Below are 23,415 nucleotides of genomic sequence, written 5' to 3' on the forward strand. Positions count from 1 at the left end.
TGGCAATTCGCCAGCGCGCAAGGCCTCGTCGTCCTTTGGATGATAGTCGCTTTCGGCGCTCTCGCCGGCGTGGCTATCTGGCATTTCTATCGCTCTCCGATACTCGCAAGCGCCGAGGTGCAGGCCTTGTTCGCGAGCAGCTCTGTAATCGCATATCTGCCGGCGCTGCTGCTCCTTAGAGATTCCAGATCCGATCTCGCAGAAGGGCCACGCGTTTATCTTTCACTCGCCACGCTTGCTACTCTGGGCGCTCTGGCGAGTTTGGCCTATGTCGATGCGAATTCGGCCGCGCCTTATCTTCGTGGGTCTAGACTGGGCGCCGCGGTCCCGATCATCCTAATCACGGGCTTCTTCGCCTATCTCGCCGCAAGTTTCCTTCCACGTATTCTCAACGCCGCACGCTTTGCCGCCTATGATCGTGAGCGGCGCGATCAAAGGCGGGCCGAACTTGAAGCGCAGGCGCGCGCGAAAGCGCAATCGCAGTCCGACGCTTTCGGACGCGTCGTCGCGCCGGATGCGCCGGTCGTCCCGACGGACGCGGAAGAAACGATCGTTGAAACGCGTGATGCGGAAGCGATGGGTGCGCTCATTGCAACGGTCACCGTCTTGCTTATTGGCGGCTTGGCATACGTCGCGGGCGATGGTGCTGCACTGAGCCTGCAGACCCGGTTTGGCCTCGTCCTCTGCTTTTGTGTGATTGGTCTCTTCGCGGCCGTCGTATTTGTGGACGCGTTGGCGGAGGCGGCGCCCGTTCGCTCGCTCGCCAATGGGCTGGAATGGGTAGCGCGACGTTTTTATTGGCTAGCCGCGTTCTACGATTGGGTCGACACGATCCTTGTCAGGATCAGCGCCCATGTTGCCGGTATGGGCCATCGCAGCATGGCGATGCGTTATCTGACCCTCGCGGGCAGCTTGGCGGCATTGTGCGTGATGGGATGGTATCTGCCCGCGCCCTATGGGCTGATCCCAACCTTCTTTGTGTTCGTGCTTGCGATTTCGGTCTCGCGACTTTGGAGTTGGGTCGAAGAGGACCGCGCCCTTGCGGCCATGACTGAATACAGAACCACGGCACCGTATCGCATGGATTTCCGCGAGGACTTTCGCGACGAGACCTTGCTGGGTTTCATCTTCGTATTCCTCGCTGCGCCAATCGCGATGATGCAAGCGCACAATGGAGCGGTATTTGGTCCCGACCTCTTCTCTAATGCTGAGGGACGCAGTTTCGGAGATTGGTTCGGTTTCTTTGGCATCGAGCTGGCCAAAGCGATCCCAATCGTCGATTGGGCTGAGATTTATGGCGTCGAGACTAGCTCTGACATGATCGCGATTCACGGGGCGGCGTCGCGTCACGCAATCTTTCTGGCGCGGGTGATGGTGGATCTGGTTCTGATCGCATCGCTAGCGCAAGCGATCGGAGTTTGGACGCGGAACCGGCAGCAGAAAGAACTCTACCGCAACAGACATATTTCGCGGCTCGATCCGTTCGTAGAGCGCGTTGAGTTGGCGCGCGCCATTAGAGGCACAAAGTCTAGCAGTGCTGACGGCGCCGCGGACTTCGATTTAACGCGCCTGCGTTTGAATGCCTTCGTCGATTTCCGGCGCTATCTCGATACGCAGCTACGGCAGATCTACGGTTCGACGCGAAACTCGGATACTCGCGCCTTCATCGAGGCGATTGCCAAGCAGCGGAACTTGCAGCTCTCGCATCCGATCGAACTTGCCATCGGCACTGCCGAAGGTAGCAAGGATGAAGAGATCCTTTTCCGGACCTTCCACCTCGCGCTGCGTGAACACGATGAGAATGTTCGTTACATAGAGCCGGACGACCTTTACCGCATCCTGACCGGGATACGGACGACGCAGGGCCTCCATGCCTTTAAACGAGAAGTCGTGCACACGATGTGCCGCATCGCCGAACCTTCAGAGACAGTGGAGCTATTGTCCGGGTTAGCGGGCGGCGAAAAAGGCGAGAAGTTCCAATACGCCAAAGACCACATGATCAAGGCGATCGGACTGGTGACGAGACGCATGAGTGATGTCGCTGAAGTACAGCGTGTACGTGCGGAAGTGCGAAGGATTGCGCGCTTGCGCAATGCGCCAAGTCAGCCGGCGGTGCGATCAGCGTTGAGAACAATAGATGAGAGCTTGCGCCGACTGGGCGTTAAAGTCCGCCGCCGCAGTGATGACGAAGAGTGATCGCAGCGATTCGCTGGCGTGATTAGCTTGCCGATGTCCGCTATCGGGAAGGAGACCCCTAGGGTCCGTTCTTGGGATGTTTGAGACGACGTCTGACGGGGATTTGAATATTCGATGGCATCGCGCCGTGCGGGAGCAAACGTCTCGTCAGCCTGACGTGCGCGCAAGCCCGGAAAACACGGTGTCGCCGATGTGAGCTAATTCGGGGAACCGGCGGATGAGCGCTGCTGTCACGCCATTGGTCCAGCCGAACCCATCTTGCAGCGGGTACTCGCCCCCACCGCCTGGTTCGGAAGCTACCACATCATACTTTTCCAGCATCTTACCGGTGTGGCCGTAGACCTGCGCGACCAAGCGCAACCATCGTTCCGCGATAGACGCCGCGAGTGCCTCAGCGCCGCAGCGGCGCAGGCCCTCAATCACCACCCATTGCAGCGGCGCCCAGCCGTTCGGCGCATCCCATTGTTCGCCGGTGACCCGGAGCGAGGTGACGACCCCACCCGCCGCCAACAGGTGGGCGGTGATCGTGGCAATGCTGCGCTCCGCGTGGGCCGGAGCGGCGAGCCCCGTGAACAACGGAAAGGCGCATGCCGCGGTGAGGCGGTGGCGCAAGTGTCCGTTGCGGCAATCGTAGTCGTCGAAACACCCTAGCTCTTCGTTCCAGAGATACCTTTCAATGGCTGACTTTCGCGCCTCAGCGCGTTCGCGAAACGCCTCGGCCAACATGGTGTCGCCGCGATGCCGAGCGCCTGTTTCGATTGCTCTTTCCAAACCAAACAGGAGGCTATTGAGGTCGATCGGCGCAATCGACGTCGTCGTAATAGTGGCGATGGAAGTCGCATCGGCGAACCAGCGCGAGCTAAAATCCCATCCCGTCTCGCATCCAGCGCGGATCTCGCGATGAAGCTCTTCGGGTTCTCGATGAGCGATCGCCGCGCAGAGATCGAGATCGCGACGATAGGCTTCGTCGCGAGGAAGCGGACGATCGTCCCAGTATCGGTTGAGCAAAGCGCCGTCGGACAGGGCGACGACGCGCCGGTGCGTCTGGCCCGCGCTGAGGGTGTGCGCGCCATCCATCCAAAAGCTGTGCTCGCGGACAAGCTGGGGCAAGTAGTGCGCGAAGGCGCGCTCGGGCGCTGCTTCATCAAGCGCCGCAACAGCGGCGTAAAATGTCGGCGGTTGGGAGCGGCTGAGATAATAGGTGCGATTGCCGTTTGGCATGTAGCCGTGGCGGTCGATCATCGAAGCGATATTGTCGACGCACTCGCGTCTGAGATCGAGATCGTCCACGCCGACAATGGTGAAGTAAGTGTCCCAGTAATAGCACTCGCGGAAGATGCCGCCGGGCACGATGTAACGGCCGGGCATTGGCAAGAGCGAGGAATGCGCCGCCACCACCGGCGTATGGCGCGTGAGGGCAGGCCACAGTGCGTTGATGCGCGCGAGCATGGATGCGCCCGTCGGGCACGCCGGTGCGCTGTGGCCATGATGAGGAAACACGAACCAGCGCGAGAGAAAGTCAGCCAGCGTCTCGCCTGCGCGGCTGCGGTAGTCGGCGAGCACAAGGTCGGGGGAGTGTGCGGTTTCAGCGTCAGCGAACGCCTTGGTATCGATGGCAGGCCCCGCGGCGCTGTGGATTGAGGCGAAAATGTCGGCGAAGCGTTGCGACGGCGGCGCGTGCTCTAGCTCGTCATCAGGCTCGGTTCGGATGCTCACGGCGTTCTCCCTCGCCTCAATATTGCAATCGATTGCATACCTTTCGTCAAGAGGTGACGTGCTAGATCGAGGCGTCTGATTGCGTTTCATGAAATTAAATGCAACAGACCGAGAGAGCAGGAGAGATCGGTGGCGAAACTTAAGGCCGTGTCAGAGAGACAGTTGCCGCGGCAGGGCGTGCGCCGCGCCGCGAAAACGATGGACGACATCGCGCGTCTGGCGAAGGTGTCCAAGCCCACCGTCTCGCGCGCGTTACAGGATAGCCCGCTGGTCAATGCCGCCACCAAAGAGCGGATCATCGCCATCGCCGTCAAGCACGGCTATTCGGTCAATCGCAACGCACAGCGCCTGAGAACGCGCCGGAGCAGCATCATTGCGGTGGTGCTGCACTTGCCGCAGCAATCCGGCAGGGCGGTGGCAGCGCCCTTCATCTTTCAGTTGCTGGCCGATGTGTCGCGCGCATTGTCGATCCGCAACCAGGACCTGTTGTTGTGCTCGGCGGAGTCCGACGAGGCCCATGCCTATGAACGGATGTTGGCGTCGAAGGGGGTCGACGGGTTCATTTTCCTAGGCCAGGGCACCAACGGCGCCTGGCTCAGCGAATTGGCGAAAACAAACGCGCCGTTCGTCGTCTGGGGCGCGGTTGACGACACACAGCCTTATTGCGCGGTCGGCAGCGATAACTTGGCGGGCGGCGTGTTGGCGGGACGACGCTTTGCCCAATTGGGACGAACGCGGGCCCTGTTCATCGGCAATCGCGCGCACGCGGAAATGGACCTGCGCCGCCGCGGCCTGGAGGCCGGCCTAAAAGAGGGGCGGAGCATTGCTGCGGTGATCGACCTTGAGATTGCAGATTTCTCTTATGAAACCGCGTATCAGGCGATGAAAGAAAAGCTCGCCGGTAAGCGCGCCCAATTCGACGCCGTGTTTGCCGGCAGTGACATCGTCGCCATGGCCGCTCTCGTGGCATTGCGGGAGGCAGGTCTGCGCACGCCCGAGGATGTGTCGGTGATCGGCTATAACGACATTCCGTTCGCCGCGCATGTTTCGCCGCCCCTGACGACGATCCGGCAAGATACGCACCAAGCCGGCGCGCTATTGGTGGAGAAGCTGTTTCAAATCCTCGATGGCGCAAGGCCAAAGTCAGTGACCTTGCCCACTGAACTTATTGTCCGCCAGACTTGATGGCGCGACGCAGGAAAGCCGACATCACGGCGAAGGCGTCATCGGACTCGGGGAGCTCCAGATAAATCCAGTGTGCGTGCGGCATGGCTTCGAACACGACGAGATCGGCGGCCACGCCCTCGCGGCGCAGCGCGCGATGCAGTAGCGCTGTCTGGCTCAACAAGAAATCTCTCGTCCCCGCAACGCAGAGCGTTGCTGGAAACACCTTCAAGTTTGCAAATATTGGCGAAATGTCGGGAGATGAGGCGTCGTGTTCACCGACATAATCCGCCCAGAGCTGGTCCAGCGCCGCGATATCTTCGATAGGCCGGAAGAAAAACTCGCTATCGCCGGTTCGGCTGAGGTCGGCGGTGCCGGAAAAAAAGCCGAGGGCGGCAGGCAGAGGGAGCGCTTGTTGTTGAAGGCGCACGAGCAACTGCGTGCACAGGATCGCGCCGGCGGATGTGCCATAAAGCCCAATACGCGATGGCGAATATTGATCGAGCAGAGCCCGATAAACGCTCTCCGCGTCGTCGACCGCCGCTGGAAATCGATGCTCTGGCGCCATGCGATAACGCGCGGCGATCACGCGAGCTTGCGCCAATGCCGCGATCGGAACGTTCTCGGTGATTGAGCCCGCATCCTTGGTGAAACCGCCGCCGTGCAAATTAAGCAGAATACAATCGCGAGTATCCGGTGCGATCGTTGATGGCGTGAATATGCGCACGGGCACGCCGCCCATAACGCTGTCTTCCATGGTGACGCCGTAGCGGTCGAGCTGCTTTGCGCCGAGCGTCTCCTGGACGTCGGCGCATACTTGGCGCTGCTCAGCAAGCGTCGGCCGATCTGGACGAAACGGCTTTGTGAGCTCGACTTGCGCGGCCTTACTCACGGTGCGCGGTGCGGGCGCACCATGCAGCACATAGGCCGCGCCCACGGGGGAGGCTGCTGTCATCCGGTGTTTCCTATGTCCTGACCTGCAATGCATTTCATTGGGCGTCTACGGTGTCAACCCTAGCTCGGCCAGCCTTCCTCGCTGTTATTGAAATGGATTGCATAAACGTCTTGAAATGCGTTGCAGAAAGTGTTTGATAGGCCAACGCCCGCGACAAGTTGGGTGCGGGGAGGATAATGGGATGTGCGGCGCCGGATGCGCGCCGAGCCATGTCCTTCCCACGATCAAATGCGATCGGATGGGAGGGTAATCTGATGAAATCCAAGTTGGCCAGGACGCCTTCGATCCACTGGACGTTTGTGCTTGGCTCGGTTGCTTTGCTTGGGTTTGGCCCAGGTGTCGCTGCTGCGCAGAGTGCTGCGGATCCTGACACTAACGAAGAGATCGTTGTCACCGCGCGGCGCATTGCAGAATCGCAGCAGGACGTGCCGATTGCGATTACCGCGCTCGATCAGGCCGAACTCGATCGCAACCGCATCCAATCTCTGACCGATCTGCAGCAGTTCGTCCCGTCCGCGAGCGTCACGGGATACAATAGCCGCAATCAGGAATGGTTCTCACTGCGCGGACAGGGTGAGACCGGGCTTGAAACCGGGGGCGGCGTTGGCGGCGGCCCAGCTGTCGTCGGGTACCTGGCGGAAGTGCCGGTCGCTATCGCGGGGCCTGGCCTCTACTACGATCTTGCGTCGGTGCAAGTGCTGAACGGGCCGCAAGGCACATTGTTTGGCCGCAACACCACAGGCGGCGCGATCCTGTTTGAGCCGCGTTTGCCGAGCGAGGCGTTCGAAGGATACCTCACCGCGACCGTTGGCGACTATGGCCGCACTGAGTTTGGCGGCGCGCTCAATCTGCCGATCAATTCGGTGCTATCGGTGCGCCTAGCAGGTCAGACCGGGCATCGCGACGGCTACACCCACGACGTCGTGCAGGACGTGGACTATCAGGAGCGCGATTTCGACGCTGTGCGCCTTGGCGTTTTGTTCGAGCCAACCGCGCAGGTCGAAAGCTATTTCCTCGCCAATTACGTTGACTATGAAGAGACCGGCTCCGGCAATGTCCTTCTGGCGGTCAACCCTGGCAACGCCGCGCTGGTCGCGGCGCTCGCCGATCAAGGTGAACTCGGCATCCGCCACACCTCCCACAGCGTGACGGGCGAATATGACCGCGGTCGTTTTCTCACGCTGCTGAACAGGACGTCTTTTGAGATCAACGACCAGCTCACGCTGCGCAATATTGTGAGCTGGTCGCATCGCCAAACCAGCCGGCGCGTTGATGAAGATGGTTCGCCGCTGATCATCCTGGACTCGACCGGCCCGCTGCCGGGCACGTGGCACAAGAACCAGGAAGTGTTCACTGAAGAACTACAGCTCCAAGGCCAGTCCGGCGACGGTCACTTCCGTTGGCAAGTTGGCGGGTATTATGAAGACGGCTCGAACCCTGAGAACATGAGCTTCTCGCAGCAATTCGCGCCGACATTTTTTCTAAGCACGTTCGAGATCGATCAGGCCAACACGTCGAAGGGACTGTACGCGCAAGGCACGCTCGCGCTCGATTCCATGCTCGATGGTTTGAGTCTTACCGCAGGTTATCGACATACGTGGGATGAAATATCGTTCGGCGTCGCCTTTGCCGGCTCGGCAACGATGGTTCCGTCTCCAGGTGATCCGTGCTTCAGCGTGGCCGGTGAAGTCTATCCGGACAACTGCCTCGTCACGGACAGCGCATCGCATGACGGCGATTCCTACACGCTTGGCCTCGACTGGCGGATGTCGCCCTCGACGCTGCTCTACCTGGTCACGCGGCAGGGTTATAAGAGCGGCGGTTTCAACATTGTGGCAACGCAGTTAGGCGCGACCGACAGCGACTACTACACGTACTTACCGGAAACTGTGCGCGACATCGAATTCGGTGTGAAAACCGATTGGCGCGCGGGCGGCGTGCGCGGCAGGACCAACGCAGCGCTCTATTACAGCGAATATTCCGACGCGCAGGTGTTGACCGCTGCCGTTGTCGGCGGGAGCGTGCAGGGCGTCACCGCCAACGCGGCGAGCGCGACGATCTCGGGCTTCGAGCTGCAAAACACGATCTGGTTCTCAGATTGGGTGGAGCTCAATCTGACCTATTCCAACATGGATGCGGGCTACGATCGCTACATCACGCCGCTCGGCAACGACCTCAGCAACACGCCGTATCCGAACGCGCCGGAAAATCGCCTCGCCGCCGGCGCGCGCTTTCGAATGCCGTTGCCGGCGACAGCGGGCGAGCTTTGGCTCGGCGCCACATATACGTATCAAGACGAGATTTATGTCGGCATTGGCGACAACGGTCCGGGTTCGCCCGCCAACACGCAGGATGAACATAGCCTGGTGAATCTGCGCGCCGACTGGACCTCAGTGCTTGGCTCCAAGTTCGATTTGGCGGTGTTCGTCACCAACGCGACAGATGAAGAGTATCTGGTCACCAATCTCGACCTCTACAATGCCTTGGGTTATGCCACTGGCTCCTACGGCGAGCCACGAATGGCTGGTGTCACGTTGAGGCGGGCTTTCTGATTGACGCAGCTCGATGCGGCGCCCAGCGCGGTTCGTCGGAATGCTGGATGGATCTGGGTGATCGCTGCATTGGCGCTATGCCATGCGCACGCGATCGCGAGCCTTCACGTCGTCAACATCCTCGTCGATCCGATCAAGGCGTCGCTAAGTATCTCGGATACTCAGTTTAGCCTGTTGCAGGGCGCCGCCGTGGCGATCCTTGCGGGCGTATTGGGGTTGCCAATGGCTCGCATCGCCGATGGTGGCAGGCGTCGCACCGTGATTCTGGCGGGTCTGCTGGTGTGGTCTGCGGGGTCGTTGTTGTCTGCGTTTGCGCAGGACTTTGCGTCCATGTTCGCCGCGCGCGCCATGGTTGGTGTCGGCGAAATCGTGCTGTTCCCGGCGGCGCTATCGTGGATTTACGATGCGGCGCCGCCCAAGCGTATCGCCGCGGCCATCGGCGCGTTCGGCGCGGGCGGACCATTGGGGGCCGCTGCCGCGCTCGCTGGCGGCGGCTGGCTCGTCGCCCATGCCGAGGATGTTGGCCGCGTTGCGCCATGGCTCGCAAACTTTGAGTCGTGGCGCGTTGCATTTCTTGCGCTGGCGTTCCTGGGCGTCGTTGCCGCCGCTGCGCTTGCGTTGGCGCCGGGTGATCGCTCCGGGGCGGGCGCAGGGCGAGCAGCGTCAACTGGACTTGCGCAAGAGCTGTGGCGCGACTGGCGCGCTTATGCCGGTGTGAGCGGGGGATTTATCATGTTCTCGATCGCGGTGCTCGCGATCAACGCTTGGGCGCCAACTTATCTGATCCGCGTGCGCGGCCTCGACGCCGAGGCGGCAGGAGGACTGGTGGGCGCAGTCGCTATTAGCGGCGCCGTCGCCGGCGCGTGGCTCGCAGGTATTGCCGCGGACGCGTTGCGCGTGAGAGGCCGCTCCGACGCGGCGATCCTGCTCGCGATTGGGTTTGTGGGGCTGCTCGCGGTGTCCGCTTTAGGCCTTGTTGTCGTGGTCCCGCTCGGACTCGCTACGGTGTTTCTCTTTGCCGCATATGCGTTGATGGCGACGCCGACTGTACTTGGCGGATTCGCGCTGCAGCAGATATCACCGCCAGCGATGAGGGCGCAGATCATGGCGCTTCACGTCCTGCTTGTGAATGTCATCGCCCTAACCGCGGGGCCGGCCGGCGTTGCGCTCACAACGGACTACGTGTTCGGGGCGCCGGCGGCCGTGGGGCAATCGCTGGCACTCGTCGTAACTATTGCGGCGGCGTTGGCGATAGCGACCTTTGTTGTTACCAAGCGGGCGTTCAAAACGTCGGCGGAGCTTCGCGAATGTTGAGCGCATCGCCGGTTCAGCCTTGCTGCTGTCAGCGATTGCCCAACATCAACGTCCGTTTTGCAGCTCTCAATCGCGGAAGTCCGCTATTGGGATGTTGCAGAAGTGCGACCGACCGGAATAGTGCTGCATTCGCGCCATTGGTAAGATGTTGTCATGTCGACCGAGATTGGCCCGAAGCGGACTCTACCTGGTCTTGGGGCGGAGGAGCCACCGCAACAATGCGCCGAGCGCACTTCCGACCGCCGCGGCGGCGAACCCAACCACCGCAAGCGGCATCACAACATCAAATACGAAATCGCTAAGCGGCCAGTTAGGACCCGGCCACGCACCACCTGCCGCCAAGGTCGTGATGGTGGGAACCACAATGGCTGTAACGATAATCGCCCACCATGAGCGCCATCCCCATCGCATCACCAACAGAGCGGATATCAACGCGGTTAGGCCGACCGCGATCAATCCGACCCAATGCCCGTGCGCGACGCTCGCTGGATCGACCGTGTAGACGTCCACCTGATACATGCCGCAAAGTCGCTCACGAACGGACTTAGAGCAATGAGCGGAGATGACTGCTTTCGGCGAACTTGAGCCGTCCGCGCGGGTGATACGCCGGCGGCAGCAATTGAGCGAGTGAGCCGGTCGCAGAATTTCGCGCTACGACGCACGCTGGCCCGAAGCGGACATTAGCCGCCCTCCGTTTCGGTGCTAAGCATGGTCGAACACCGTCGCTCAGCAACAAGCGCGCGAGCTGGGCCGACGGCTCATAGCGGTACGCTTCCGAAGGAGCGAATCGTATGAACAGACTGGAGGCTATGGATCGGCAGCCCCGAGGCGCGCGACTTGGTGGCGCGACAGATGCGGGATTTAAGTCGTCAGATATTCCGCCAGGGATGAGAAAGGCCGACATCGGTGTGAATCACGCGGATCGCATTGTCGGTCTGCTGGATCACGGAAATGGTTCGCGTAACGCACGGTCGAAACATCGCTTCCGCGCTAATGTTGCGGGCCGGTTCCCACATGTTGTCGAGTGGATACTCATCCTTCGAGAACCAACGTGCCGCCAAGATCTCGGGCTCGTTGGCGATCGGTTCGACGATTTTGTCTAGTATAGCGATTAGGCATACATGCACTTGATTGATCGGCGTAACACTGATGACACCGTGCGCTAGGAAAAGATATGGATCGACGTTCACGCCGGTCTCTTCGCGAAGTTCGCGCGCCGCGGCCGCTTCGACGGATTCGCCGCGTTCGACGTATCCTCCAGGCAGAGCCCACTTTCCTTTGTAGGGGTCAGCGCCGCGCTGGATCAGCAGTAGCTTGTCTTCGGCATACACGGCCGCGAGCGTCAGTACGTCCGGGTTGTCGTAACGAATGGCGCCGCAGGACACACACCGCAGGTGCGCCGGCTGCTCCTCACTCTGAGGATAGCCGCTCCCGCATTGAGAGCAATACCGGTGCGTGATCATGCAGAACCCTTGTCACCTTGCGCTCTCGCGCCGGCTGCCGCGCTTACTTTGGCGATACTGCTCGCGGGCCTGTGGTAGCAAGACCGAGAAAGTGGTGCGCTGCGCGCAGGCAATGCGTCGGCTATCCACGACTGACAGGCTTGATGAAACGTTCCGGGGGTTAATTGCTCGGCCTTGCGCATTTGAATTCACCTCGTGTCATGATAATCAACCGTTCCGTCATTTCAAGTTGGCGCGAGACGCCTACGCGAGACGCCTAAAAGTGATGTGCTGATCCACTGCGCGGTAGTCGAGCCTTGGCGCTAGTGCTTGCGGGCTTTTTTCCAGCCGATAAGTCCCTCTGCGGTCGGAGCCGACCTTGTTCGCGTGCCCGGATCACAGGTTCAATCGCTATCGCGCCCACCATCCCGCGCTTGCGGCGCGAGGAATTGGTCATCTACCCGCGAGCTTCGGATGGCTCGCGCCCTCAGCTCAATCATAACAGCATGAGAATTCCCGGCTGGCGGGCGTTAGTTGCCGGCGCCAAGGTCTCCTTGGCGTGAGTGAGGAGTGCGTGATGGAGTACGCGTTTCTTGGCGGGAGCGGCCTTACGGTGTCGCGGTTAGGTTTCGGCGGGGCCACGTTCGGTGGCACGGCGAAATACTACGCGCATATCGGGACCACTGGCGTCGAAGAAGCAACGCGCATTGTTGGGCGTTGCATCGACGCGGGCGTCACGCTGTTCGATACGTCGAACTCCTATTCGGACGGGGACTCCGAGCTGATCCTTGGCAAGGCGCTGGGCGCGCGGCGCAAGGACGTGGTGCTGGCGAGCAAAGTGTCGGTGCGCGTCGGCGGCGGTCCGAACGATGTGGGCCTCTCGCGGCACAACATCGTGCAGTCGTGCGAGGACAGCCTGAAGCGGCTCGGGACGACCTGGCTCGATCTCTATCAGATGCACGTGCCCGACACGCTGACGCCGATCGAGGAAACGCTGCGTGCGCTCGATGATCTCGTGCGCACGGGGAAGGTGCGCTATGTCGGCGTGTCTAACTATTCGGGTTGGCAGCTGATGAAGAGCTTGGCTGTGTCTGACGCGCGACAGCTTGAGCGGTTCATCAGCCAGCAGGTGTATTATTCGCTGGTGGCGCGGGATGTTGAGCACGAACTCGTGCCGCTCTCGATCGATCAGAAAGTCGGCATGCTCATTTGGGGGCCGCTAGCCTCTGGGTTCTTGAGCGGCAAGCTCAAGCGCGGCGAGGAACCGCCAAAAAGCATCCGCATGGGCGCGATGCCCGGAACGCCAAAGGTCGGGGAATGGGATCGTGCGCACGACATTCTCGATGTGGCGCGGAAGATCGCGGAGATACGTGGCGTTTCGGTTGGGCAAGTTGCGATGAACTGGCTCCTGGCCAAGCCGTGGGTGACGAGCGTGCTGATTGGCGCGCGCAATGAGGCGCAGCTGGAAGATAATCTAGGCAGTGCGTCGTGGCGGCTCTCGCCCGAGGAAGTCGCTGAGCTGGATGCGATTAGCGCGCCGCCTTTTCCGTATCCATACTGGACACAGCGCGGGCACGCCGAGCGCAATCCTGCCCTGACGAACACGTCAGCGTTGCCGCGCCTGGCGTCGCCGGAGAAGAGTTAGAGCGGCGGCCAGCTAAAGACGTGGTAAGTGTCTTCCAGCGGAGTCAGCGCCGCGCGCCATGTCGGGCCGACTTGTTCGGCGATGGACTCGAGCGACCAGCCATCATTGCGCTGCAGTGTGCGAATGGGGCGTGGCTGGCTGTAGAGATAGAGCTCCGTGCCGCGCACGCCGAAGATCTGGCCAGTAACACCGGCAGCCGCGTCGCTGGCGAGATAGGTTGTAATCGGCGCCACCAGTTCGGGGCGCATGCGGTCGCGGTACAGCGCCTCCGTCGCTTCGTCGGCGCGCTTGGGCGACATACGGCTGACGGCTGCGGGTGCGAGGCAATTGGAGCGGACATTGTATTTGGCCATGTCGAGCGCGATCGAGCGCGAGAGGCCGATCAGCGCCGCTTTCGATGTCATGTACGGCGCGTTACCGGCCATGCCGATGAGACCGGTGCTGGAGGTCATGTGAACGTAGGCCCCGGCTTGGGCTTTCACGAACACCGGCGCTGCCGCGCGCGCCACGTTGAAGCAGCCATAGACGTTGACGCGCATGTGCTTGTCGAAGTGATCGAAAGACGTCTCTTCGAAGTTCACGAAGTCCTGGATGGCGGCGTTGTTGATGACGATATCGAGATGGCCGAACGTGTCGAGCGCGCGCTGGACAAGGCGCTGGGCGTCGGCCCAGTCCGAGACGTCTTCGCTGCCCGCTGAGGCTTCGCCGCCGGCGGCTGCGATCGCGTCCGCGATACGCTGAGCCGGACCGGCGTCTCGCCCGCTGCCGGTAACGCCGCCGCCGAGATCGTTGACCACCACGTGCGCGCCGGAGGCGGCCAAGTGCTTCGCCACCGCCGCGCCGATGGCGCCTCCTGCGCCAGTTACGATCGCGACTTTGCCGTCGAGCATACGTGTCCGTTCTAGGTCGAGCGCGCAATGCGCGGGGCAATGGGCGAGCGCGGCGTGATCTCGCCGAAGCTGGAGAACAGGAAACTTTGATTAAGATCGGCGGGGCTCGCGCAGCCTATTTGGCCGAGCACGATCTCGATCTCGCGTTGCAGAATCTCGATGGCAAGCGTTGCGCCCGCTTCGCCCGCCACGCAGGCGCCATAGAGCGTGGCGCGGCCGACGAAGGTAAAGTCGGCGCCGAGGGCGAGCGCCGTGGCAATGTCGCCGCCGCGCTGAATGCCGCTGTCGAGCATGAGCGATGTGCGCCCGCCGACTGCATCGCGGACATGGGGAAAAATCTCGAACGTGGATGGCGCGCGATCGAACACTCGGCCGCCGTGATTGGAGACAATGACGCCGTCCGCACCGCATTCGACGGTACGCACGGCGTCGTCGGGGTGCATGACGCCTTTGACCACGAGCTTCTGCGGCCAGAGACGGCGCGTCGCTTCTAAGTCTTTCCAAGTTTGGCGATTGGGCGTTTGCGTAGTAGAGAAATCCGCGACTTCGTCGTTGCTGGCGCCGGCGGGTGCATAAGGCGACCAGTTGGAGAAAAGGGGCGTGCCGCCGCTGGCGAGGTAGCGCGCGATCCAACCGGGATGGCGCAGTGCTTCCAACAGAATCGGCAAGCGCATGCGGAGGGGGCGCGAAAAGCCGTTGCGCATGTTGCGCTCGCGCTTCGAGCTGACCGGCGTGTCGACTGTGACCATGAGCGTCTTGATGCCCGCGTCACGGGCGCGCTTGGTCATGTCGGCGCTGATGTCGCGGTTGCGCGCGCCGTAGAGCTGGAACCAAGTGTATTCGCCGGCTGCGGCGGCCGCTTCTTCTAGCGAAGCGTTGGCGTGGCTCGAAAGAACAAAAGGAATGCGCGCGGCCGCCGCGGCGCGTGCGAGCATGAGGTCACCGCCGGGACGGAAGAGGCCGACGAGGCCCGTGGGGCCGATGCCGAAGGGGCTCGCATAGGTTTGCCCCATGAGCGTGACGCCTTGGTCGACCTTGCCGACGTCGCCAAAATAGCGCGGGACGAGACGGATGCTGCCGCACGCTTCGTTGGTCGCGAGACAATGCTCACCGTCAACGCCACCTTCGATGAAGTCGAAGATGATCTTCGGTAGCTCACGCCGCGCGGCGTCGCGCATGTCGTCGATGCTGATGATGCGATCGAGTTTCATGCGGCGATCCGTTTCCATTTGCGCAACGACGGAAGGTCGGCGGGCGCTTCTTTGTCCGGGAACAATGTGGGCCAGATCGCATGCGAGACTTCGGCAATGTAGACGTCGCCGTGCGAATCCACAGCGACGCCGTGGGGGGCGAGGAATTGTGTGGTCGCGACGCCGGGATGTTCGTCTCCGAAGCGCGCCGTCAGGGCCCCGACGTTGTTCAACACTTTCACCGCGCAGCCGAGATTGGGGTAGTGGCGATTGAGCGCGAGCGCTGGGCCCAGTTCTCCGATGTAGAATGTGCCGTCGGCGGCGCAGGTAAGAGCGCAGGGGCGGTGGAGGTTGTTCCATTGGTCGAGATAGGCGCCGTCGCTGGCGAAGATCTGGATGCGGTGGTTCTCGCGATCCGCGATGTAGAGGCGGTCGTAATCGTCGACTGTGATATTGTGCGGCAGATTGAATTGACCGGGACCAGAGCCGCTTTCGCCCCAGGATGCGATGAAGGCGCCGCCCCTGGAAAAGCGATGGATGCGGGCGTTGCCGTAGCCGTCGGAAACATGAATGTCGCCGTTCGATGTCTCGCAACTGTGGGTGCAGCGATTGAATGGCGCGCCGCTCATGAAGGGTGCGCCGCCTTGGGGCGCGGCGATTTCCAGCAGCAGCTTGCCGTCGAGCCCGTACTTGCGGACGCTGTGTGAGCCTTCGTCAGTGAGAAATAGCGACGCACCGTCACGTCCCATGGCGAGACCATGCGGGCGGACGAACTCACCTTCGCCCCATCCGCTGAGGAACGCGCCTTCGCGCGTGAACACGCGCACCGGCAGAGCATCGCGCGCGAAGAGGTACACGTTGTCATGCTTATCGACGCCGACGTCGCACACGTCGGTCGCCGGTAGCGCACCGCTTGAATGTCCCCATTCGGGATCGGGTGCGAAGCTTAAGCTCATGCCGCCGGCGCGAAGCCCTTGACGCTAATGCGGTGCAGAACACGGCGATGACCGTCTTCCAAGGAATAGTCGATCGGCGTTGCAGTGTGGATGAGCGAGTAATTGTCCCACAACAGAATGTCGCCTTCGCGGGCGGTGTATCCGCCGCGAAACTGGGGCTGCAGGACGTGGCGCTTCAGGTCGGTGATGAGTTTCATCGCAGTGGCGTCTTCCATGCCTTCAATGCCCGTGGCGGTGCCGGCGACGCCGAACAGCACACGTTTACGGGTGACCGGGTGCGTCAGTGCAAGCGGGTGTAGGAACGTGCGGATGCGTTTCTGCGCTTCCTCGCTGAACGGCTTCTTGCTGTGTGGGCGTTCGCCGAACTCTGGGTCGCGCTGACCGGCGCCGGCCTTGTGCCTCCCCATGAGGCCTTCGATACGCGCTTTCATTTCGCCGGACAGCGCCGCGTAGGCCGCTTCGGTATCCGCGAAGAGGGTTTCGCCGCCGGCTTTCGGTGCCTCCAGGCAATAGAGCATCGTCGTGCTCGCGGGTACCTCTTCGTAGGTGCTGTCGGAGTGCCAGTGCACGGCGTAGTCGCGCGCGCCCTCGGGAAAAAGGAAAGGCGAGTTGGAGACGATAATGACCTCCGGGCTGCCGTCGACGCGCTGATCTTCACGCAGAAACTCGATTGGCGCGCCCCACCTCTTGCCGAAGGCGAGATATGTCTGCGTATCGAGGCTTTGCCCGCCGATGACGAGAACATGATGGCGGTAGAGCAGCTCGCGCAGCCGCTCCATGGTGGGGCCATCGCAGCCCTTGGCGAGATCGACACCGCTGACGCGAACGCCTAGTCCGCCTTCCAGATCCTCAATCCCAATCAAGGTTCGCTCCATCAATGTGCTTCGCGCTGGCGCGTCTGCGGCAACGGTTTGTAGGGAAGCGGGCCGACGGCCTGCATGTCGACCTCTACAAGGCTGGGACCGCGTACAGCGATCATCTCTGCAGCTGTTGGGCCGAAGCGATCCGCCTGTGTGACTCGGCGATAAGGGATGCCGCCGAGCGCGGCTAAGCCTTCGAGTTCAGGCGACACAAGGTCCGTGTAAAAGTGGCGCCCGCCGTGCGAGGCGTTCTGCAAGTGCTTGATCACCCCGTAGCCGCGATCGTTCATGACGATGAGCGTGATGTCGAGGCCGGCTTGGATTGCGGTCCAGAGTTCGCCGTGATTGAGGAAGAAGCCGCCATCACCGGAGAGCAACACGGTCTTGCGCCCGCTGGCCGCGGCGCCGATGGCGAGTGGAAGGCCAACCCCGATGCCGCCGCCGACGGGAAAGACGCTGTCGCGAGGGCCATCGACCGGGAAGGCGTGATGACCCCATGCGTTGTTGCTCATGGTCATGTCACGCGCCCAGACGGCGTCGCGCGGCATGACGGCGCGCAGTTGCGCGGGAAAGCTAGCGTAGGAGCCTTGACGCTTGCAGAGATCGTCGATGGCGGCGCGCTTCATCTCCGCGAATTCACGCTGGAAGGATGGGGTTACGGAGAGCTGGTCTTCGAGTGCGTCAGCGAGTGCATCGAGCGTGAGTTCGGCGTCGCCGCATGCGAAGAGTTCGTTCCTATAGGTGCGATTGCACGCGCTCGGATCAATGTCGATCTGGATCAGCGGCGAGGGCAGGAAGAGGCCCATGTCCCGCGTCTGCTGATGGCGCAGACGCGATCCGGCGACGAGCAACAGATTCGCGCTGCGGCAGAAAGCGTCCACTTGCGGCGAGAGCACGCCATTGAGCGCGCCGAGTGAGCGTGGATCATCCTCGGGGACCACACCGCGCCCATTCCACGATGTGATGAGGCAGAATCCAAGATCAAGCAGACGCCGTACCGCCGACCCGGCGTGGCGTGCGCCGCCGCCTATCCAGAGCAATGGGCGTTTGGCGGATGCGATGAGATCCGTGCACGCCGCGATGGTGTCGGCAGGCGCCGCACGCGGCGTGGGGATAGAGAGTTCGTCTTGGAGAGCGGGCGCGAAAGCGGCTCCGCGCTGGATATCGATCGGAATCTCGACGCTGACGGCGCCCATTGGTGGCGTCAACGCATCGGCCGCTGCGCGCAACAATGTGGGAGCGATCGTCTCCGCTGACTCCACGCGATGCGCGGACTTGCACACCGCGCGCAGCATGCCGAGCTGGTTGGGAACGTCATGCACGGCACCCGTGCCGCGATCGATGTGGGCCCTGGAGCTTTGGCCGGTGATGTGCAGGACGGGGCTCGAAGCGAGCGTTGCTTCAAGCAGCCCGGCCGCGGCATTGGCGGCAGCGGGGCCGGTGCTGGTTATGACGACGCCGAGCTTGCCGCTCGCGCGCGCATAGCCGTCGGCCATGTGCGCTGCGCCCATTTCGCCGCGGCTCATGACGAAGCGGATGCGGTCGCGCCGGCCGATGGCGTCGAGGATGCCGATATTGTGGACTGAGGTTACGCCAAAGGCGGTGCTGACGCCCAAGTGCTCCAGCACGCGTGCGACCGTATCGGAGACCTTCTCACTCTCCGTCTCGTGAAGCCGTTCGACGGGCTTCATCGGCGGACCTCCCGTTAATGTCGTCAGGCCGTGTCGAAGCTGACCTGCAGACGTTTGACACCGCGCACGATCGGGTGCGGATTGAACTGTGGCGCCTCGGCGAGGCGCAGATGCTTGAGGCGGCTGAAGAGAGTGGTCAGCGCGATTTTGAGCTCCGCACGCGCCAGCGCCGAGCCGGCGCAGAAGTGCGGGCCGAAGCCGAAGGCGATGTGCTTGCTATCGCTGGTGCGATCGAGATCGAAGCGATCGGAGTCGGCGTTGAACTTGGCTTCGTCGCGGTTGGCTGAGCCCCATAGCAGGCAGACGCGCGAGCCGGCGGGAATCGTCGTGTCGCTCAACTCCACATCCTGCATCACCGTGCGCAGCACCCATTGCGTCGGCGCCTGACAGCGCAGCGACTCTTCCACCGCGGTGGAAATAAGCGACGGCTCATTGGCGACACGCGCGTAAAGCGCCGGGTCCGATAGGAGATGGAAGAGCGTATTGGAGATCGCGACTGTGGTGGTCTCGTTGCCGCCGATGAAGAAGACGCGGAGCATGTCAACCAGCTCAGCATGATCGAGCGGCTTCTCACTCTCGGCGTTCACCGCGAGTAAGCGGCTGACCACGTCGTCACCCGGCGCTGCGAGGCGCGCTTTGATGACATCGGAGAGATAGACTTGAAGGTCAGTAAGGCTCCGCGCGAAGGAGAGCATCACCTCACGCGAGACCGGGCAGGCCTGCGCAGCAAGCACGACTGTGTAGTCATCGGACCAGTGCTTGAGTTGCGGCAGATCGGCGCGATTGAAGCCCAGCAAATCCGCAATCACGGTCAGCGGCAACGGCACGGCAAATTGTGCGTGCAGATCGGCTTGGCCTTCGGCGGCGAAGGCGTCGATCAGTCTGTTCGCCAGCGCATGGATGCTTGGCTCAAGGCTCGCGAACACGCGCGGCGTCAGCACCTTCACGACGAGCGCGCGAAAGCGCTGATGCTCAGGCGGATCGCTGCTGGTAAGGCTGATGGAGTCGGCAAAACCCTTTTCGCGAACCGCGCCGATCTGCGCGTCGTCGGTCGCGATCAGCGAGCGGCGGCTGGAGAAGATTTCCGGATGGCGGCTTGCGAACAGAACGTCGTCGTAGCGGCTGATGAAGTAGACGCCTGTCGCCGGTTCGCGGAACACCGGCTCTTGCGCGCGCATGGCGGCGTAGAACGGGAATGGGTTTTCGAGAACGCTGGGGTCCGAATACGTGTAGGATGTCACCTGTTTCATGTCGAACCGCTCGCTGCAATGATGCTAGCATCGGCGTTTCCGGGGGGGGCCAGAGAATTTTTCACGGCGCGATGAGCTAAGATTGCGGCTTATGCGATGTAACCGCCGTCCACGGGCAGCGCGACGCCAGTTACGAAGGACGCTTCGTCTGAGACCAGAAAGAGCGCGGCGGCGGCAACTTCTTCTGGGCGACCGAGGCGTCCGGCGGGGATATTCACCGGCTTCATGGTTGCCATGGACGCGGCCTGCATATCGGTCGCCACCGGCCCGGGACAGATTGCGTTGAAGCGGACGCCGTCCGCCGCGTAGCGCTTCGCCAACGCACGCATCAAGCCAACGACGCCGAACTTCGTCATCGAATAGGTGAAACTGAGTTGCGACGCGATGAGGCCAGAGACTGAGGACGTGAAGAGCACGTTGCCGCGGCGCGGCCGCAGCAACGGGATGGCCGCTTCGGTCGCCAAGATGCCAGCGCGTAGGTTGAGCTGGATCGCGCGCTCCAAGGCTTCGTAGTCGACGTCCTCAATGTCCTTCGGGCCAACAGTCCCGGCATGGTTCCAAAGAAAGTCGAGCCCGCCCAACGCCGCTTGCGTCTGCGGCACGATCGAACGTGCGAACGCCTCGTCGCAGAGATCGCCGGCAAGCCCGATGGCTTTGCCGCCTGCCTCGGTCACCTCAAGCTGAACGGCGTCGACTTTGACCTTATCGATGTCGACGATCGCGATGGCAGCGCCTTCGGCGGCGAAACGCAGCGCACCGGCGCGACCGATGCCAGCGCCTGCTCCGGTGACGATGCCGATCTTTGAAGCCAGGCGCATGGTCGATCCCGCTGTGTGAGCCGGGCGATCCAAGTACGGCGGGCGCCGGGACGGTTGGGATTTTTTCGAATGCGGGGCCGATGAATTGTCATCGAGGGGAGCGACCCGCCGTTGCCGGTCCTGGCCATCGCGGTAACCTCGGGCCTTCAAAATGAGGGCGCCTCATGCGGGGCGGACAAAAAAGGGGTGGCGACCCCCTGCTGGTTGTCCCAATTTATGGAAAGCCATCAGCCATGTATAATGGCAGCCGCCCCGGTTGGACCGGGGCCGGCCACCCTTCGGGAGCGAAACAGCGATGTCCAACGTGAACCTGCGGCACGGGGTGTTTCTGGCGCCTCTGCATAACGTGGACGAGAACCCGAACCTCCTAATCCACCGCGACCTCGAACTGATGGAATGGCTCGACAAGCTTGGCTTCGATGAGGCTTGGATCGGCGAGCACCATTCGGCGGGTTTCGAGACCATTGCCTCGCCGGAGCTCTTCATCGCCGCCGCTGTTGAGCGCACCAAACACATCCGCTTCGGCACCGGCGTGATTTCGCTGCCCTACCACAACCCGATGACGGTGGCGAACCGTGTGATCCAGCTCGATCATCAATCGCGGGGGCGCGTGATGTTCGGATTTGGCCCTGGCCTGCTCGTGACCGACGCCGAGATGCTCGGCATCGACCCCAATAAGTCGCGCGATCGCATGGCGCAGTCTCTCGATGCGATCCTACGCCTGCTCAAAGGGGAAGCGGTGACGGAGCAAACCGATTGGTACACGCTGAAGAATGCGCGTGTGCACTTGTTGCCGTATTCGCCGAACCTGGAAATCGCGGTGGCGAGTGCGGCGACGCCGTCGGGCGGACGCCTTGCCGGAAAGTATGGGCTCTCGATGCTTTGCGTGGCGGCGACCGACGCGCGCGGCGGTTTCAATGTGCTTGACGTGAACTGGAAGCACGCGTGCGACGCCGCGGCCGAGCACGGCAACACCATGGACCGCAATCGCTTGCGGCTGATGGGGCCGATGCACATTGCCGAAACACGCGAAAAAGCGCGAGAAAATGTACGTTTTGGGCTGGATCGCTACATCGAGTACGCGCGGGCGCTTACGCCAGGGCGCTTCGGCGACATGGGCGGGCGCGATCCAGTCGATGTGCTGCTGGATTCGGGCCACATCGTCATCGGCACGCCGGACGACGCCATCGCCGTGCTCACCAAGCTGCAGGACAAGCAGGGTGATTTCGGGTGCTTCCTGCACCAGGCGCACGATTGGGCGGATTGGGAAGCAACCAAGAAGTCCTATGAGCTCTACATGCGTTTCGTGGCGCCTGCTTTCTCACGCGCCAACCGCAATCGCGATGCTTCTTTAGCCGACCTGAAGGCCAATAGCGCGGAACTCAGCGGCAAGTCGCACGCCGCCGCGGAAAAGGCGTTCGAGAAGTACGCCAAGGAAGACGAGACGGCCGCTTCGCTCGTGGCCGCGCAGAAGTCGGGCATGATTGGCGCGCGCAAAAAGTGAAACGTCGCGCGCGGTGGGGCTCCGCGATGCCGCGCAGAATTCAGCCAAGCCAAATTGCGGACGTGCTGCCGCGAGGCGCGCGCGTGTTGGTGCAGGGCGGCGCAGGCGAATCCGCTGTGCTCGCCGACGCGATCGAAGCGCTGGGCCTCGAGCGGCCTGATCTCAGCTTTCTCGGCGTGTTCATCCCAGGCGTGAATGAGCGCACGTACGGCGCTGAGCATGGGCGTGCGCTGACGACCTTTTTTCTGACCGGCGCGCTCAAACGGATTGGCGATAACGTCCAGTTTTTGCCGCTCGCCTACACCGAAATCCTGCAAATGCTGCGCGCGGAGAAGATCGATGCGGCGATTTTCACGGCGTCGCTGCCGGACGAGCGCCGTGCGTGCAGTTTCGGCGTGGCGGTGGATTTTTTGGCGGAGCTTTGGCCGCAGATTCCGGTGCGCGTGGCGCACCTGAATGCAGCGATGCCGCGCACGCACGGCTGGGCGGGCATTCCTTATGGGGAACTCAGCGCCGTCGTCGAGTTGGATGCGCCGCTGTTGGAGTTGCGGGAGGGCGCGGCAGACGGAGTCAGCGATGCGATTGCTGAACGCGCGGCGTCGTTCGTTGAGAACGGCGGTGTTGTGCAGGCAGGGATCGGCAGATTGCCGGGCGCCTGCATGCGCGCGCTTTCGCGGAAGCGTGACCTGCGGATTCACTCTGGGTTCGTGAGCGACTGGGCGGTGGACCTGCTTGAGGCCGGCGCTCTGACGCCCGGTGCGCCGATCACGACAGGGCTCGCTATCGGCAGCACTCGGCTTTACGCCGCCGCGGCGTCGCCGCAGTTCGTTTTCAAACCTGTGTCCTGCACGCATTCAGCTTCCGTTATGGCCTGGCTTAGCGGCCTCGTGACTGTGAACGCAGCGCTGGAAGTCGATCTGTTGGGACAGGGCTATGCGGAGTGTCGGTCCGACGGCCTGTCCTCTGGGCCGGGCGGTTCGACAGACTTCGCGCGCGGCGCAAAGCTTGCCGGCGGCACGCGGATGGTTGTGCTGCCCGCGGAGGCAAAGGGTGGCGCCGTCACACGCATTGTTGCGCCTGGGGAAGGACGAGGGCCGGTGTCGCTTTCGCGTTTCGACATCGATGTGGTCGTCACACAGCATGGCGCCGCCGATCTGCGCTGTTGCAGTCATGATGAGCGGGCGAGGCGGCTGATCATGGTGGCGTCGCCTGTACACCGAGAAGCGCTTCAAGCGGCGTGGCGACGGTATAGCGAGGCGGCGCGCTGAGACA

Annotated in this window: 18 protein-coding genes; 7 read left to right on the top strand and 11 right to left on the bottom strand. The window is 62.3% G+C overall.

Annotated elements, in window-relative coordinates; genetic code table 11:
- Positions 1-576 precede the first annotated feature (576 nt).
- Entirely contained in the window at positions 577-2,196 is a 1,620-nt protein-coding gene (locus tag DSM104635_RS02280; protein WP_158764644.1) for a hypothetical protein, read from the top strand.
- Positions 2,197-2,343: 147 nt separating this feature from the next.
- On the opposite strand, the gene treF is transcribed toward DSM104635_RS02280, so the two are convergent.
- Entirely contained in the window at positions 2,344-4,002 is a 1,659-nt protein-coding gene (gene treF, locus DSM104635_RS02285; protein WP_228445808.1) for an alpha,alpha-trehalase TreF, read from the bottom strand.
- A 108-nt stretch (positions 4,003-4,110) separates the two neighbouring features.
- Between treF and DSM104635_RS02290 the strand changes: the two genes are divergently transcribed.
- Complete coding sequence (locus tag DSM104635_RS02290; RefSeq protein ID WP_158764646.1) at positions 4,111-5,097, top strand: LacI family DNA-binding transcriptional regulator; 987 nt, start codon at positions 4,111-4,113, stop codon at positions 5,095-5,097.
- On the opposite strand, the gene DSM104635_RS02295 is transcribed toward DSM104635_RS02290, so the two are convergent.
- On the bottom strand, positions 5,078-6,031 hold the full coding sequence (locus DSM104635_RS02295) for an alpha/beta hydrolase (protein WP_158764647.1): 954 nt from the start codon (positions 6,029-6,031) through the stop codon (positions 5,078-5,080). The genes DSM104635_RS02290 and DSM104635_RS02295 overlap by 20 nt on opposite strands.
- 254 nt (positions 6,032-6,285) lie before the next feature.
- On the opposite strand from DSM104635_RS02295, the gene DSM104635_RS02300 reads away from it, so the two are divergent.
- Positions 6,286-8,583: a TonB-dependent receptor gene (locus tag DSM104635_RS02300; protein ID WP_158764648.1), complete on the top strand. Its 2,298-nt coding sequence runs from the start codon at positions 6,286-6,288 to the stop codon at positions 8,581-8,583.
- Positions 8,584-9,897, top strand: coding sequence for an MFS transporter (locus DSM104635_RS02305; protein WP_158764649.1), 1,314 nt, complete (start codon positions 8,584-8,586; stop codon positions 9,895-9,897).
- Positions 9,898-10,080: 183 nt separating this feature from the next.
- Here DSM104635_RS02305 and DSM104635_RS02310 read toward each other — a convergent pair whose 3' ends face one another.
- Complete coding sequence (locus DSM104635_RS02310; protein ID WP_158764650.1) at positions 10,081-10,416, bottom strand: hypothetical protein; 336 nt, start codon at positions 10,414-10,416, stop codon at positions 10,081-10,083.
- Positions 10,417-10,766: 350 nt separating this feature from the next.
- Positions 10,767-11,360: an NUDIX domain-containing protein gene (locus DSM104635_RS02315; RefSeq protein WP_158764651.1), complete on the bottom strand. Its 594-nt coding sequence runs from the start codon at positions 11,358-11,360 to the stop codon at positions 10,767-10,769.
- Positions 11,361-11,916: 556 nt separating this feature from the next.
- On the opposite strand from DSM104635_RS02315, the gene DSM104635_RS02320 reads away from it, so the two are divergent.
- Positions 11,917-12,984 carry an aldo/keto reductase gene (locus DSM104635_RS02320; RefSeq protein WP_158764652.1) on the top strand — a complete coding sequence of 356 codons (1,068 nt, stop codon included), beginning with the start codon at positions 11,917-11,919 and terminating at the stop codon, positions 12,982-12,984.
- Here DSM104635_RS02320 and DSM104635_RS02325 read toward each other — a convergent pair.
- The 7 genes from DSM104635_RS02325 to DSM104635_RS02355 all read right to left on the bottom strand — a co-directional run bounded on the left by DSM104635_RS02325 (position 12,981) and on the right by DSM104635_RS02355 (position 20,639).
- Positions 12,981-13,874: an SDR family NAD(P)-dependent oxidoreductase gene (locus tag DSM104635_RS02325; protein WP_158764653.1), complete on the bottom strand. Its 894-nt coding sequence runs from the start codon at positions 13,872-13,874 to the stop codon at positions 12,981-12,983. The two genes, DSM104635_RS02320 and DSM104635_RS02325, sit on opposite strands and share 4 nt — an antisense overlap.
- An 11-nt stretch (positions 13,875-13,885) precedes the next feature.
- Entirely contained in the window at positions 13,886-15,085 is a 1,200-nt protein-coding gene (locus DSM104635_RS02330) for an alpha-hydroxy acid oxidase (protein WP_158764654.1), read from the bottom strand.
- Positions 15,082-16,020 carry a peptidyl-alpha-hydroxyglycine alpha-amidating lyase family protein gene (locus tag DSM104635_RS02335; protein WP_158764655.1) on the bottom strand — a complete coding sequence of 313 codons (939 nt, stop codon included), beginning with the start codon at positions 16,018-16,020 and terminating at the stop codon, positions 15,082-15,084. Before DSM104635_RS02335 ends, DSM104635_RS02330 begins: the two co-directional genes overlap by 4 nt.
- Entirely contained in the window at positions 16,017-16,883 is an 867-nt protein-coding gene (locus tag DSM104635_RS02340; RefSeq protein WP_228445809.1) for a TauD/TfdA dioxygenase family protein, read from the bottom strand. Before DSM104635_RS02340 ends, DSM104635_RS02335 begins: the two co-directional genes overlap by 4 nt.
- Before the next feature lie 11 nt (positions 16,884-16,894).
- The gene (locus DSM104635_RS02345; protein ID WP_158764657.1) at positions 16,895-18,571 is read right to left on the bottom strand and encodes a thiamine pyrophosphate-binding protein; all 1,677 of its coding nucleotides are present in this window, start codon (positions 18,569-18,571) and stop codon (positions 16,895-16,897) included.
- A 23-nt stretch (positions 18,572-18,594) separates the two neighbouring features.
- The gene (locus tag DSM104635_RS02350) at positions 18,595-19,821 is read right to left on the bottom strand and encodes a cytochrome P450 (RefSeq protein ID WP_158764658.1); all 1,227 of its coding nucleotides are present in this window, start codon (positions 19,819-19,821) and stop codon (positions 18,595-18,597) included.
- A gap of 89 nt (positions 19,822-19,910) precedes the next feature.
- A complete protein-coding gene (locus DSM104635_RS02355) occupies positions 19,911-20,639 on the bottom strand; it encodes an SDR family NAD(P)-dependent oxidoreductase (RefSeq protein WP_158764659.1) in 729 nt (242 codons plus the stop codon).
- Positions 20,640-20,934: 295 nt separating this feature from the next.
- Here DSM104635_RS02355 and DSM104635_RS02360 point away from each other — a divergent pair, with 295 nt between their 5' ends.
- A complete protein-coding gene (locus DSM104635_RS02360; RefSeq protein WP_158764660.1) occupies positions 20,935-22,143 on the top strand; it encodes an LLM class flavin-dependent oxidoreductase in 1,209 nt (402 codons plus the stop codon).
- 26 nt (positions 22,144-22,169) lie between these two features.
- Positions 22,170-23,411, top strand: a complete 1,242-nt coding sequence (locus DSM104635_RS02365; RefSeq protein ID WP_158764661.1) for an acetyl-CoA hydrolase/transferase C-terminal domain-containing protein — start codon at positions 22,170-22,172, stop codon at positions 23,409-23,411.
- The last annotated feature ends 4 nt before the right edge of the window (positions 23,412-23,415 follow it).

Source organism: Terricaulis silvestris (assembly GCF_009792355.1).
GTDB lineage: Bacteria > Pseudomonadota > Alphaproteobacteria > Caulobacterales > Aquidulcibacteraceae > Vitreimonas > Vitreimonas silvestris.

Excerpts from the sequence above, each read along its gene's own strand:
- DSM104635_RS02280 (WP_158764644.1), top strand. The coding sequence starts at position 577 with ATGGGTGCGCTCATTGCAACGGTCACCGTCTTGCTTATTGGCGGCTTG.
- treF (WP_228445808.1), bottom strand. The coding sequence starts at position 4,002 with ATGAAACGCAATCAGACGCCTCGATCTAGCACGTCACCTCTTGACGAA.
- DSM104635_RS02290 (WP_158764646.1), top strand. The coding sequence starts at position 4,111 with ATGGACGACATCGCGCGTCTGGCGAAGGTGTCCAAGCCCACCGTCTCG.
- DSM104635_RS02295 (WP_158764647.1), bottom strand. The coding sequence starts at position 6,031 with ATGACAGCAGCCTCCCCCGTGGGCGCGGCCTATGTGCTGCATGGTGCG.
- DSM104635_RS02300 (WP_158764648.1), top strand. The coding sequence starts at position 6,286 with ATGAAATCCAAGTTGGCCAGGACGCCTTCGATCCACTGGACGTTTGTG.
- DSM104635_RS02310 (WP_158764650.1), bottom strand. The coding sequence starts at position 10,416 with ATGTATCAGGTGGACGTCTACACGGTCGATCCAGCGAGCGTCGCGCAC.
- DSM104635_RS02315 (WP_158764651.1), bottom strand. The coding sequence starts at position 11,360 with ATGATCACGCACCGGTATTGCTCTCAATGCGGGAGCGGCTATCCTCAG.
- DSM104635_RS02320 (WP_158764652.1), top strand. The coding sequence starts at position 11,917 with ATGGAGTACGCGTTTCTTGGCGGGAGCGGCCTTACGGTGTCGCGGTTA.
- DSM104635_RS02325 (WP_158764653.1), bottom strand. The coding sequence starts at position 13,874 with ATGCTCGACGGCAAAGTCGCGATCGTAACTGGCGCAGGAGGCGCCATC.
- DSM104635_RS02330 (WP_158764654.1), bottom strand. The coding sequence starts at position 15,085 with ATGAAACTCGATCGCATCATCAGCATCGACGACATGCGCGACGCCGCG.
- DSM104635_RS02335 (WP_158764655.1), bottom strand. The coding sequence starts at position 16,020 with ATGAGCTTAAGCTTCGCACCCGATCCCGAATGGGGACATTCAAGCGGT.
- DSM104635_RS02345 (WP_158764657.1), bottom strand. The coding sequence starts at position 18,571 with ATGAAGCCCGTCGAACGGCTTCACGAGACGGAGAGTGAGAAGGTCTCC.
- DSM104635_RS02350 (WP_158764658.1), bottom strand. The coding sequence starts at position 19,821 with ATGAAACAGGTGACATCCTACACGTATTCGGACCCCAGCGTTCTCGAA.
- DSM104635_RS02355 (WP_158764659.1), bottom strand. The coding sequence starts at position 20,639 with ATGCGCCTGGCTTCAAAGATCGGCATCGTCACCGGAGCAGGCGCTGGC.
- DSM104635_RS02360 (WP_158764660.1), top strand. The coding sequence starts at position 20,935 with ATGTCCAACGTGAACCTGCGGCACGGGGTGTTTCTGGCGCCTCTGCAT.
- DSM104635_RS02365 (WP_158764661.1), top strand. The coding sequence starts at position 22,170 with ATGCCGCGCAGAATTCAGCCAAGCCAAATTGCGGACGTGCTGCCGCGA.